The sequence below is a fragment of the Alloalcanivorax dieselolei B5 genome, from assembly GCF_000300005.1.
Classification (GTDB): domain Bacteria; phylum Pseudomonadota; class Gammaproteobacteria; order Pseudomonadales; family Alcanivoracaceae; genus Alloalcanivorax; species Alloalcanivorax dieselolei.
Map to the genome: position 1 here is coordinate 3,831,215 of NC_018691.1, position 12,592 is coordinate 3,843,806.

Here is a 12,592-nt window from a genome sequence, read left to right on the forward strand (position 1 = left end):
TAGCATGGGTCTTTCGCCAATAAGGATAATCTCATGACCGTGCCGCGCTCCCTGCCTCTGTTACTCCTGCTGACCCTGGCCGCCCTGCTCACCGCCTGCGACAGCGGTCCGGGCGACAACGTGATTCGCGATGCGCTGAACGCGGAACTGGAACAGGCGCATCTCGACGAATTGCTGGAAGTGGAAGACGTGGAACAACTCAGCGCGGTAGAAGACAGCCAGGGGGATTACAGCGTGGAAGTGAATTACCGGTTACGCGCCCGCAAGGGTCTGGCCGACTACGCTGGTGAAATCCGCGGCGATGACGAACGCGAGCCGATGGACCGCTTCGCCATGACCATGGCCCTGGCCGCGGTGCGGGTGGAGTTCGGCCCGTTCGAGGAAGGCGACACCTTCAACCGGGAACGGCGGCTGGTATTCAGCAAAGGCGATCAGGGCTGGCAAATGAAAAGCGCTTTGGGAGCGAAGCCGGACCGGGACCGGCCGTGACCGGTCTCAATCACAGCATCAGGGTCATCAGCACCGCGTCCTCGTAACCCTCTTCGGCCCGGTAGTAACCGGGCCGGCGACCGCATATCTCGAAGCCGAGCTGTTTGTAGAGCTTCCTGGCCCCCCGATTGCCAGCCCGCACCTCCAGATACATCACCGACATGCCCCCATCGACGGCCCGGGCGATGGCCTGCTCCAGCATCCAGCGAGCGATACCGCGCCGTTGCCAGGCCGGCGCCACCGCGATATTGAGCAGATGGGCTTCATCCAGCACCGTGGACAACACCATGAAACCGGTGATTTCCCCTTCGTGGGTCGCCACCTTGCAGTGGTAACCACTGGCAAGACAGCTGCGGAAATTGGTCATCGACCAGGGCGTCAACTGACAATCCTGCTCCACCGCCAGCACCCGCTCCAGATCCGCGCTGGTCATGGTGCGCAGGCGCACGTCATCGGTGATTTCAGCCATGGAAGCCCGATTCCACCATTGCCTGCCAACTGCGTTTCTTGTGCCGCGCCGGCTCCGAGAGCATCTCATCCAGACTGCTCACCACCAGCGCGCCCATCTCGCCGAGTTTGAACTCTTGATAGCGTTCCGTGCCGAGCACCTGCTTCGCCAGTGTCTCGTTCAGGCAAAACAGAGCGCGCTGCCCGCCATCCAGCCGCGCCAGACCGGCAACAAACGCCGTCAACGCCTGGGAAGCGGCATTAGGGTCCATCGGTTGATCGTCGGTCAGCGGACAATAGAACCGGCGTGGACGGGACGGGACGGCGGCGAACACAGCCAGCAGTGATGCCGCCAGGGCACCGTCGTGACGCCCCAATCCCGGCGCCTTGGCATCGCTTTGTTGAAACAGCAGCCAGGTTTCCCCGGCCAGGTGCGCTTCGAGCGTAAAGACCAACGCCTGATCGGCGGCAACGGGCTGCGCAGCGGCCTGGACCGGCGTGGCGGGTTCCCTTGCGACGGGTCGCGGCGCCGGTGGTGGCGTCCGTTCCAATTCACTGGACAACGACGGCGGCGCTTTCGGCGTCTCCGTTTCCACCGCCACCCGCGGTGCTTCGGTGCTCGCTGGCGCGGCCTCCGGGGCCGGTGGCGGCTCGGGCGGCGCCAGCTCCGGAGAAGGCGCCGCGCCGGGCAGCACCACCCGCGCCACCCAGGGCGTCAGCCCCAGGGCCTTCAGATAGCTTTGCCGCTGCGGTTCATTCATAGGGCGCTCCGCGCCAGTCCGATGTCAGGTTCTATCATACGTCCGCCGCCTGCGGATGGGCCCGCTGTAGCCCGGAGGCGAAGTGATTCAAGGCATTCAGATACGCCTTCGCCGAAGCGCTGATGATATCGGTGTCGGCCCCGTGGCCGTTGACGATGCGCCCGCCTTTTTCCAACCGCACGGTCACCTCGCCCTGGCTGTCGGTGCCGGAGGTGATGGCATTCACCGAATACAAAGACATGGAACAGTTGCTCTGCACCAGGGATTCGATGGCCTTGAAGGTGGCGTCCACCGGGCCGGCGCCGGCAGCGGTGGCCTCCCGTTCCTCACCGTCCACATTGATGACGATACGCGCCTTCGGCGTCTCGCCGGTACAGGCGGTCACCTCCAGCACCACCAGTTGGTAGCGCTCCTGTTCCGCCGCCTGCCGGGTATCGCTGACCAGCGCCTGCAGGTCCTCGTCGAACACCTCGTGCTTTTTGTCGGCCAGATCCTTGAAGCGCTGGAAGGCTATGTTCAATGACGCATCGGAGCCCAACGGGATCCCCAGTTCCTCCAGGCGGGCGCGGAAGGCGGCACGGCCGGAGTGTTTGCCGAGCACCATGCGGTTGGTGTGCCAACCCACGTCCTCGGCGGACATGATTTCGTAGGTCTCGCGATGCTTGAGCACGCCGTCCTGGTGAATGCCGGACTCATGGGCAAAGGCGTTGGCGCCGACGATGGCCTTGTTGGGCTGCACCGGGAAGCCGGTGATGGTGGAGACCAGTTTTGACGCCGGCACGATCTCGCGGGCGTTGATGCCGGTGTCCACCGGGAACAGATCCTGGCGGGTGCGCACCGCCATCACAATCTCTTCCAGGGAGGCGTTACCGGCCCGCTCGCCCAGTCCGTTGATGGTGCACTCCACCTGACGGGCTCCGGCCTGCACCGCCGCCAGGGAGTTGGCCACCGCCAGTCCCAGGTCGTTATGACAATGCACCGAGAACACCGCTTTGTCGGCGTTCGGCACCCGCTCCAGCAGGGAGCGGATGGTGTCGGCGAACTGCTCGGGAATGTTATAGCCGACGGTGTCGGGGATGTTGATGGTGCGGGCCCCGGCATCGATGGCCGCCTCGACGATGCGGCACAGGAAGTCCAGTTCGGAACGGCCCGCGTCCTCGCAGGAGAACTCCACGTCGTCGATGCGGTTACGGGCATGCTTGACCGCCGCCACCGCGTTCTCCACCACCTGGTCCGGAGTCATCCGCAGCTTGTGCTCCATATGGATGGGGCTGGTGGCGAGAAAGGTATGGATGCGGCCGGACTCGGCCCCGGCCAGCGCTTCCGCGGCGCGGTCGATGTCCTCCGCCTTGGCCCGCGCCAGCGAACAGATGGTGGATTCGCGCACGGTATCGGCGATCGCCTTCACCGCCTCGAAATCACCCTGGCTGGCAATGGCGAAACCGGCTTCGATGACATCCACCCGCATCCGCTCCAGCGCCTTGGCGATGCGCAGTTTTTCGTCCTGGTCCATGGTGGCGCCGGGGCTTTGCTCGCCGTCACGCAAGGTGGTATCGAATATGATCAGGCGCTCTTTGTTCATCGTCGTATCTCGCCAAGTATGGGGGTTCATCAATTCTAGCAAATCAGCCCGGACCGGGGGTATCAAACCAGATGCAGTTCCCGCAACAGTTCCTCGCGGAGCTGCTCCCCGGCCTGCTGCCCGGCGATGCCCTCCGCCACCCGCACCCGCCTGCTCTCGTCCTGAGCGTAGAGATTCATGTATTCCTGTACCCGGCCATTGGTGGTGGATCTGAGCGCGCTGTCGAGTACCAGTTGATCGGCGTTACGCAGCCGCATGCGGCGCTGTCGCAGCGGAATCCCCAGCCAGCGCCGACGGCTGCGTACTTCATCGCCACGAATCACCACCTGGAGGCTGCGTCCGAGCATATACAGCGTGATAAGGACCAAGCCGTAGCCCACCAACCCGAAAACGCCGGCCATCAAATACAGCATGCCGCCTTCATCGAGGGCCAGCATCAGCAGGAAGGTGCCCACCGCGGCGAAAATGCCGCCGAACAGCAGCAGCCCCAATTTCAGGCCCAGATTGCGGCCGGCGCGGCTGGTCACTGTCAGCCCCAGGCCGGTGCGTTTGATCACGATCTGTTCCCTGGCCGACGCCAGTGCCGCTTCCTCGCGCTCGCGGCGATCCTCCTCCACATGGGACTCCGGCAGAGTAAAGCGGCTGCCAGCGTCGCCCTGCACCACAGGAATGGACCAGTCACGATGCAATTCGCGACCGTCCATCTCTCCTTCCATGGAAACCTGCCAGTACACCGATTGCCGGCCACGCTGATAGGTGGGCGGCAAATCCCCCGGCACATCGAAGCAGAACTGAACGCGGCTGTCGCGCATGCCGGACTCCACATAGCCACCCTGCTCGCTCTGCCACAGCACCGTGGTATCCGTGCGGCGGTCATCGCCACTGCCGCGGGTCTCCTGATGCACGCAGGAGAGGGAAACGGTGAATTTGGCCGAATGCGGTACCGTCCGGCTGATCAGAACCTCACCGCCCACCTGCCCTCCGGCGTAGCCCGGGTTCGGATCCAGGGTCAGCGGTGTCGGCCCGAAGAACTTGTAACGGCGGCGACCGGCCCAGCCTCCGGCCATCACCAACAGCCCGATCAGGGGGAACAGAAAGATAAACAGCATGGCGTAATCGCCCTGCGGCACGCCCTTGACAGCGGGCCAATAACCCGGCGCCGGCACCAGAGCAAAAATCAAGCCGAACACAATCAGAAACCCGTGTCCGGATTTCTGGTTGCTGTTGTAGACCGGTTCGCCGCCGCCCTCGGAATTCCCCGAAGCTCTGGCTCTTCGATTGAAGAAAAACAGCAAGCCACCGCCCACCAGGGCAAACACGCCGCCAAAGGCGAAGCCGAACACCAGCGACCCGCTGCGCAGGCCGCGTTCCAGATAAGCTTTTTCCGGCTTGTCCGGATTCACCCAGGCCAGCACCGGCTGTTGCGCCAGCCGGGCCCGCTCCAGGCGGCGCGCTAGGCGCTGCCAGAAATCATCGAAGTTATCACTGCCACCGTACAGCGACACCGATTCGCTGGTGTAGGTGCGTCCCTGATACTGGTATCGATAGCGCGCACTGACACTGTAGGTGGTGGAACCGTCGGACGTGCTGCGATTCAGACGGCTGTCCAACACCTGGGCCGGCACCCGCTCCCAGCTGTCGGTCTGCCAGTAATGAAACAATGGCTTCAATGCTATGAAGTACATCGCGGCCAGGCCCGCCAAAAGAAACACGGCGGCGAAACCGTTCAGCAGGCAACCCGGCCCTTTGCTACCTTTCCTTGTGTCTGATGCGGCTTCGTTCAAACCCTGTCACTCCCATCATCAAGAAAACACCACTGATCGCCCCGTACAGGTGGGCGTTCACGTAGACGCTGCCGCCGATCCAGCCGCGCAAATAATCCACATCATAGCCGGGCCATTGCTCGACCAGCAGGCGGCCGGCCACCACCGCCAGCACCAGCGAATGCAACCACGGATGGCCACGCCAGCCGAGTAACAGGCAGAACACCAGTAAGGCATGCAATAACCCGGACAGCCCCACATACCAATCCAGCCCCGGATCAAAGAGATATAACGCGCCGCTGGAAAACAGCCCGCAAAACAGCAGCCAGCTCCAGAACCGGTAGCGGTCCAGCAAATCACGGAAGAAGTGGACGATCAGACCGAGGCCGGCGAGATTCATCACCGTATGCCACAGATTCAGGTGGCTGATGTGGGCGCTCCACAGCCTCCACCCCTGGCCCGCCGCCAGAGCAGCGCGATCGTACCGCAGCCAGGGATTGACCCATTGGTGGGCCACGCCCAGCGCCAACACGACGAGCGCGAAGATCGCCACATGGCGCCACAGTTTCCGGTCCCGAACGACCATCTGGTCCTCTCGTGTCGTTGCCTTTACCCTACAGGCTCACCCAAACGGATTTGCCCCATGCCGAAATCATCTCTTTTCACCTTGCCCGCCACCCTGGTCCTGCTGCACGCCGCACTGGCGGCCCCCGTTTTCGCCGACCAGCCCCTGTGCGGGAAGAAGATCGCCGAAGTTGAACGTCAGCATGCGGAAGCGCGCGCTCACGGCCACGATCACAAAGCCCGGGGGCTGCAGCGGGCTCTGGACGCGCTGCGGGACGACTGCACCGATCAAGGCCTGATCGACGACGCCCGCGGCGCCGTCGACGCAGCGCAGCAGGAAGTCGCCGAACGCCAGGCCGACCTGGATGCCGCCATCCGGAAAGGCGACAAGGACGATATCAAAAAGCGGCGGGAAAAGCTCAAAGAGGCGCGGCAGGAATGGGCGGAAGAACAGGCCGACCTGGAGGCACTGCTGCAAGTACGCTGAGCAAAGAGCCTCCGGTACAACGCCCTGCCCTCTGATCACTGCTGTAGGAGATTCTATGGTGTCCTGCAATGCTTAAAAGAGCTTTGCGGGGCAATATTCTTGTTGCTGCTTCATCAGGGTGAAGGCGGTGCGGGCGATCTTCCGGGCCAGGATCACCAAGGCTTGGGTGGTGTGCAGTCCCCGATCCCGATAGCGCTGATAGAAGGCGCGCCAGACCGGGTGTCGAGAGGCACTCATGGCGGCACAGTGCAGCAGTCGCCTGACCTCGGTATCCCCTTGCTTGGTCAGCTTACGCTTGCCTGTGAGTTTACCAGAGTCACGCACTCGGACATCCAGCCCCAGGAAGGCCACGAAGGCATCGCTGTTCTTGAAGTCCCCTCTCAGGAAGGCCATGACCAAGGCGGTGGCGGTGAGCTCGCCGACCCCATCGATGGCGTCGCAGCGTTGGACCTGGGTCTGTAAGCCTGCGGCCCTCACCGCACTCTTGAGCCGTTTCTGGATCAGAGTGTCAATCCGGTCCATTTCGGCGATCAGGGCCTGTAGCGGGGCCTTGAGCTCCGGTTCTCCGCTCAGGCTCTGGCGTAATGCCGTGCGGGCCTTAACCAAGGCGGCGCGGCGACGCAGCAGGCTCTGCAGCACCCGGTACGCCTTTGGGGGTGGGCTCCATGGGCGTAACTCGTCTTTCTCCCTGCGCAGATAGCGGGCCAGCAACTGGGCATCGGCCAGATCCGTCTTGGCCCGCCCTCCAACGCCTTTGCGGTAGTTGCTGAGGCGGTAGCCGTCCACCACATAGACCCGGTGGCCCTTGGCGTGTGCGCGCTCGGTAATGTCCAGGTGATAGGTGCTGGTCGCCTCAATGGCGATATCGCAGCCCTTGGGGAGGGTGGCCAGCCATTGGCGGATGGCCTGGGGGGTATTGTCGATGGTGACGGTTTGGTTCAGGTCCTGGAGGTGAATCACCAGGTCGTCTTTGGCCACATCAATCCCGATCTCCGGGCGGCTTGCCGGCATTGCCATGGGGCACCCCTGTCAGCTAGGTTAAATGGGCTTGTCGGGGCGCACCGTAACGCTGGCTTGCAGAGTATCGTCGGTCTGAGTGTGCGCTCAGCCGATGGATTCCTTATCGGCGTTTGAAGGTGCGGGGTGGGGCCATATCTCCCACAGTCTGTACCCTAGGGTCAGAAGCTTGCTTGGTCCCTCCACCCCGACAAGTCTTTTCTTTCTAAGACTTGCCGGGAAACCATACAAGCTTGCCCTGCAAGCGAATTCTTTGTAAACAGGCCCAATTCGCTTGCAGGGCAAGCTCCTACAACGGCCATGTAGCAACCTCTGAATTCAGTCTCCAAGGCCAGCACCAACGACCTGCATAAAAAAGCCCCGCCCTTGCGGGCGAGGCTTTTTCAGGCTTCGGTGGGAGCCGGAGCGGCGATTACATCATGCCGCCCATGCCACCCATTCCACCCATGCCGCCCATATCCGGAGCAGCACCTTTTTCTTCCGGCTTGTCCGCCACCATGGCTTCGGTGGTGATCATCAGACCGGCCACGGAAGCGGCGGCCTGCAGCGCGGAACGGGTGACCTTGGCGGGATCCAGGATACCCATTTCCAGCATGTCACCGTATTCGCCGGTGGCGGCGTTGTAACCGTAGTTACCGCTGCCGTTGCGAACTTCCTGCACGATCACGGACGCTTCGGCGCCAGCGTTGGTGGCGATCTGACGCAGCGGCGCCTGCAGAGCACGGATGGCGATGGTAATACCGGCATTCTGCTCTTCGTTGTCGCCTTTCAGGTCACCCATGTTGGCCAGAGCGCGTACCAGCGCCACGCCACCACCCGGGACCACGCCTTCTTCCACGGCGGCACGGGTTGCGTGCAGAGCATCGTCAACGCGGGCTTTCTTCTCTTTCATTTCCATTTCGGTGGCGGCACCGATCTTGATCACGGCCACGCCGCCGGCCAGTTTGGCCACACGCTCTTGCAGCTTCTCGCGATCGTAGTCGGAAGAGGAGTTATCGATCTCGCGACGGATCTGCTCGACGCGGGCATCGATATCGCCTTGCTGGCCAGCGCCATCGACCAGGGTGGTGTTTTCCTTGTCGATGTTCACTTTCTTGGCGTTACCCAGATCTTCCAGGGAAACGTTCTCCAGGCTCAGGCCCACTTCCTCGGAGATCACGGTACCGCCGGTGAGGATGGCGATGTCCTGCAACATGGCTTTGCGGCGATCGCCGAAGCCCGGCGCTTTCACGGCGGCGCATTTGATGATGCCGCGCATGTTGTTCACCACCAGGGTGGCCAGGGCTTCGCCTTCGATGTCCTCGGCGATGATCATCAGCGGACGACCGGCTTTAGCCACGTTCTCCAGTACCGGCAGCAGTTCGCGGATATTGGAGATCTTCTTGTCCACCAGCAGGATGTAGGGCTCTTCCAGCTCTACCTGCATTTTTTCCTGGTTGTTGATGAAGTACGGGCTCAGGTAACCGCGGTCGAACTGCATGCCTTCCACGACTTCCAGTTCGTTGGCCAGGGACTGGCCTTCCTCAACGGTGATCACGCCTTCCTTGCCCACTTTCTCCATGGCCTGAGCGATGATCTCGCCCACGGAGCTGTCGGCGTTGGCGGAGATGGTGCCCACCTGCTCGATGCTCTTGGTGTTGTCACAGGGGGTGGACAGTTTCTTGATTTCTTCGACCACGGCGATGACGGCTTTGTCGATGCCGCGCTTCAGGTCCATCGGGTTCATGCCGGCGGCCACGGCTTTCAGGCCTTCGTTGACGATGGCCTGGGCCAACACGGTGGCGGTGGTGGTGCCGTCACCGGCTTCGTCGTTGGCCTTGGAAGCGACTTCCTTGACCATTTGCGCGCCCATGTTCTCGAACCGGTCTTCCAGCTCGATTTCCTTGGCCACGGACACGCCGTCCTTGGTGATGGCCGGAGCGCCGAAGGACTTCTCCAGCACCACGTTACGGCCTTTCGGGCCCAGGGTGACTTTCACCGCGTCGGCCAGGATGTTCACGCCTTTCACCATGCGCTGGCGGGCGTCGTCACTAAACAGTACTTCTTTAGCCATTGTCGTGTTCCTCTGAAATTCGGTTATCCAGGACAGCAGTGGAGAATAAGGATCAGCCTTCGATCACGGCCAGGATTTCAGCCTCGCTCATGATCAGCAGCTCTTCGCCTTCCACCTTCACGGTGTTGCCGGCGTATTGGCCGAAGATCACCTTGTCGCCTGCTTTCACGTCCAGAGGACGCACATCGCCGTTTTCCTGGATCTTGCCATTACCCACGGCGATCACTTCACCCCGGGAAGGCTTCTCAGCGGCTGAGCCGGGCAGCACGATACCGCCGGCGGTCTTGGTTTCTTCCTCTTCGCGACGCACCAGTACGCGATCATGCAACGGACGGATTTTCATTGCCTCTCTTCTCCTGTTGAGGTTTCAGCAATCAACGAATGTAGTCAGCATCATGGCCGGACCGGCATGGCCAGACCCGGCTTAGCACTCTATGCCAGAGAGTGCTAATCATAATTGGACCGTCATGACAGTCAATAGGCCGTCACGCCGGTGACCACCTAATGGGGCTGCCAGCCGGCCTTTCAAGAGCGCGGAGCACAAAAAATCGTCGGGAGCGATTTTTGGCGTCGTGTCAGCGACGGCCCAAAGGGTGGGTACTCGCGGCTAAAGCAGTTTCCTACAGGCCGGACTACGAAGCCTCTGTAGGAGCTTGCCCTGCAAGCGAATTGCACTACGGTCCAAGAATTCGCTTGCAGGGCAAGCTCCTACAGCGGCCTTGTAGCGACCTACGGGTTCGTATCTCCAAAGTTGGCGGCAGGCTTGGGGCTTAGCGGCTTGGCAGGTTGTGCGCATGCCACGGTTGCGCGGTGCCCCCGGCACTTTCATACTCGCCGCATGAATCAGGAGTTCCGCGACGCGGTCTATCAGATTGTGGCGGCCATCCCCGTCGGCACCGTCTGCAGCTATGGTCAGGTGGCCCGTATGGCGGGTTACCCGCGCCACGCCCGTTTTGTCGGCCGGTTGATGAGCCAGTTGCCCAAGGGCAGCAAACTGCCGTGGCATCGGGTGATCCGGGGCGATGGCGGTCTGCCGCTGATCGGTACCCCCAGCGGAGAGACCCAACTGCGCCGGTTACACAAGGAAGGCGTGGCGGTGTTGGGCCACCGCGTGCCATTGCGCCGCTTCCAATGGCGCCCCGAGGCCGCCGAATCCGCCCCCGGAGAGTAAATGAAACTGGAAAACGCCTTTTTTGATCGCCGCATCCTGGTGATCTTTCTGCTGGGTATTGCCAGCGGCTTCCCCAAGGGCATGATCGTTTCCACCCTGTCCGCCTGGCTCACCGACGAGGGTCTGAGCCGTACCAGCCTGGGCCTGTTCGGTCTGGTCTCCCTGCCCTACGCGCTCAATTTTCTGTGGGCTCCGCTGGTGGACAGTTTCCGTCTGGGGCCGCTGGGGCGGGCGCTGGGCAAGCGCCGGGCCTGGATTCTGCTCAGCCAGATCGCACTGGTGGGGCTGTTGATCCTGCTCTCCGTGTTCACGCCCAGCAAACAGCTGCTGGCCGTGGGCATTATCTGTCTGATCATCGCTTTTGTTTCCGCCACCCAGGACATCGCCATCGACGCCCTGCGGATCGAGTCCGTGCCGGTGGACCAGCAGGGTGCCGCCGCCTCCGCCGGCGTGGTGGGGTGGTTGCTGGGAAATCTGCTGATCGCCGGCATCGCCCTGTGGCTGACCGCCTTGCTCGACAGCTGGAACCAGATCTACCTGGTGATGAGCAGCGCCATGCTGTTCGGGGTAGCCGGCTGCCTGCTGGCACGGGAACCCGAGGACAGAACCATGGCGGGCGGACGCCTGGACGCCCCGCCGGGCGAGCGCATGGCGCGCTGGCTGCAAGGCGCGGTCTTCGCGCCGTTCATTGAGTTCTTCCGCCGCAACGGCACGCAGATGGCCGTGGTGCTGCTGGGGTTCATCTTTCTGTTCAAGATCGGCGAGGCGTTTCTCGGCACCATGTCGATCCGCTTCTACAACGAAATCGGCTACGAATGGGCGGAGGTGTTCGCCTATGTGAAAACCGCCGGCATGGTGGCGCTCGGTGTTGGCAGCTTTCTCGGCGGCGCCATCAGTATCAAATTGGGCGCCTCCCGGGGCTTGCTGGTGGCCGGGGTCGCCATGGCCCTGACCAATCTACTCTACGCCTGGCTGGCGGTGACCGGGCGTAACGACACCGTGCTGCTGACCTGCGTGATTCTCGACAACTTCACCGGCGGTGTTTCCACCATTGCCTTCGTCACTTATATCTCCGACCTGTGTAACCGGCAGTTCACCGCCACGCAGTATGCTCTGCTGGCATCGCTGGGCAATCTGGGCCGCACCACCCTGGCCGCCGGCAGCGGTTGGATGGTGGATCTTCTCGGTGGCCGCTGGGAGGTGTTTTTCGTCCTTACCGCGGCCATGGCGATTCCCGGGCTATTGATCCTGCTGTGGCTGATCCGACACGGCGCCCGGCCGGAGGCGCAACGGCTATGAGCACCTGGTACCTGCTCGGCGCAGGCAACATGGGCTTGCTGGCGGCGTACTACTTGCTCCAGGCCGGTTTCCCGGTGACCTTGCTGCGCCGCGACACCGCCAGCCCGCTTCGCAGGAGGCTCACCTTCGCCGACGGCAGGCCGTCATACGATCTGATCCTGCCGGTGCTTTCGCCCGCCGCGCTGACCGAACCGCCGCGCCATCTGATCGTGGCCTGCAAGGCGCCGTACAGCGCCACCGCCCTTGGGCAAGTGCCGCTGACCGCCGATACCCAGGTGCTGCGCCTGCAGAACGGTCTCGGCAGCCTTGATGGTCTGCTGCCAGAGGGCGTGCTGCCGATCGAGGTGGTCACCACTTCGGCGGTGAAGCAGGACGGGCCGGAACAACATCAGGTGGTGGCGGAAAACGAAACCTGGATGGGCGGCGGCGATGCCGCTCCGGACTGGTTCGAGCAGTTGAGCGCACACTGGCCGAACCTGAGCTGGCCAACGGACTTTCAACACCGCCAGTGGCATAAACTGGTGGCCAACGCGGTGATCAATCCGCTCACCGCGCTCCACGATGTGCCCAACGGCCGGCTGCTGGAAGACCGGGAGTTGCAACGCCAGGCCGCCGAACTGTGCCGGGAGGCCGACCAGTTGTTCACTGCTTTGGATCCGACCTGGCCCGGCGACTCTTTGCCCCGGGTAATGGCGGTGGCAAGCGCCACCGCGGGCAATACTTCGTCCATGCGCGCCGACGTCCGCAAAGGCGCCCGCACCGAGATCGATGCCATCAATGGCTATTTACTGCGCCGGGCCGCTGCCCAGGGGTTGTCACTGCCGGCTCATGAGCGCATCGTCGCCGCCATGACCTCGGAGACATGAAATCAGAGGTCGCTACAAGGCCGCTGTAGGAGCTAGCCCTGCTTGGCGAATAAGACACGGCGCCAAAAAGATTCGCCAGCAGGCTAGCTCCCA

General features: G+C 62.7%; 13 protein-coding genes. 5 read left to right on the forward strand and 8 right to left on the reverse strand.

The window, feature by feature from the left end:
• Positions 1-33 precede the first annotated feature (33 nt).
• Positions 34-489: a hypothetical protein gene (locus tag B5T_RS17015; protein WP_014995770.1), complete on the forward strand. Its 456-nt coding sequence runs from the start codon at positions 34-36 to the stop codon at positions 487-489.
• 10 nt (positions 490-499) lie between these two features.
• Here B5T_RS17015 and rimI read toward each other — a convergent pair whose 3' ends face one another.
• The 5 genes from rimI to rrtA form a co-directional block, all read right to left on the reverse strand.
• Entirely contained in the window at positions 500-958 is a 459-nt protein-coding gene (gene rimI / locus B5T_RS17020; protein ID WP_014995771.1) for a ribosomal protein S18-alanine N-acetyltransferase, read from the reverse strand.
• Positions 951-1,697, reverse strand: coding sequence for a hypothetical protein (locus tag B5T_RS17025; RefSeq protein ID WP_014995772.1), 747 nt, complete (start codon positions 1,695-1,697; stop codon positions 951-953). Before B5T_RS17025 ends, rimI begins: the two co-directional genes overlap by 8 nt.
• A 34-nt stretch (positions 1,698-1,731) precedes the next feature.
• The gene (locus B5T_RS17030) at positions 1,732-3,279 is read right to left on the reverse strand and encodes a 2-isopropylmalate synthase (RefSeq protein WP_014995773.1); all 1,548 of its coding nucleotides are present in this window, start codon (positions 3,277-3,279) and stop codon (positions 1,732-1,734) included.
• Positions 3,280-3,341: 62 nt separating this feature from the next.
• Positions 3,342-4,991: a DUF3592 domain-containing protein gene (locus B5T_RS17035; RefSeq protein WP_229682944.1), complete on the reverse strand. Its 1,650-nt coding sequence runs from the start codon at positions 4,989-4,991 to the stop codon at positions 3,342-3,344.
• Positions 4,992-5,028: 37 nt separating this feature from the next.
• The gene (gene rrtA, locus B5T_RS17040) at positions 5,029-5,628 is read right to left on the reverse strand and encodes a rhombosortase (RefSeq protein WP_014995775.1); all 600 of its coding nucleotides are present in this window, start codon (positions 5,626-5,628) and stop codon (positions 5,029-5,031) included.
• Between the two features lie 57 nt (positions 5,629-5,685).
• Here rrtA and B5T_RS17045 point away from each other — a divergent pair, with 57 nt between their 5' ends.
• Positions 5,686-6,093, forward strand: a complete 408-nt coding sequence (locus tag B5T_RS17045) for a DUF1090 domain-containing protein (RefSeq protein ID WP_014995776.1) — start codon at positions 5,686-5,688, stop codon at positions 6,091-6,093.
• Between the two features lie 72 nt (positions 6,094-6,165).
• Here B5T_RS17045 and B5T_RS17050 read toward each other — a convergent pair whose 3' ends face one another.
• The 3 genes from B5T_RS17050 to groES all read right to left on the reverse strand — a co-directional run bounded on the left by B5T_RS17050 (position 6,166) and on the right by groES (position 9,506).
• Entirely contained in the window at positions 6,166-7,110 is a 945-nt protein-coding gene (locus B5T_RS17050) for an IS110 family RNA-guided transposase (RefSeq protein WP_014992481.1), read from the reverse strand.
• Positions 7,111-7,522: 412 nt separating this feature from the next.
• The gene (groL, locus tag B5T_RS17055) at positions 7,523-9,163 is read right to left on the reverse strand and encodes a chaperonin GroEL (RefSeq protein WP_014995777.1); all 1,641 of its coding nucleotides are present in this window, start codon (positions 9,161-9,163) and stop codon (positions 7,523-7,525) included.
• Positions 9,164-9,215: 52 nt separating this feature from the next.
• Positions 9,216-9,506, reverse strand: a complete 291-nt coding sequence (gene groES / locus B5T_RS17060; RefSeq protein WP_014995778.1) for a co-chaperone GroES — start codon at positions 9,504-9,506, stop codon at positions 9,216-9,218.
• Positions 9,507-10,001: 495 nt separating this feature from the next.
• Here groES and B5T_RS17065 point away from each other — a divergent pair, with 495 nt between their 5' ends.
• Genes B5T_RS17065 through B5T_RS17075 form a run of 3 tightly spaced genes read left to right on the forward strand, consistent with a single transcriptional unit; the run spans position 10,002 to position 12,499 of the window.
• Positions 10,002-10,334 carry an MGMT family protein gene (locus B5T_RS17065; protein WP_014995779.1) on the forward strand — a complete coding sequence of 111 codons (333 nt, stop codon included), beginning with the start codon at positions 10,002-10,004 and terminating at the stop codon, positions 10,332-10,334.
• Positions 10,335-11,633, forward strand: a complete 1,299-nt coding sequence (locus B5T_RS17070) for an AmpG family muropeptide MFS transporter (RefSeq protein ID WP_014995780.1) — start codon at positions 10,335-10,337, stop codon at positions 11,631-11,633.
• Positions 11,630-12,499, forward strand: a complete 870-nt coding sequence (locus B5T_RS17075) for a ketopantoate reductase family protein (RefSeq protein WP_014995781.1) — start codon at positions 11,630-11,632, stop codon at positions 12,497-12,499. Before B5T_RS17070 ends, B5T_RS17075 begins: the two co-directional genes overlap by 4 nt.
• Positions 12,500-12,592: the final 93 nt, after the last annotated feature.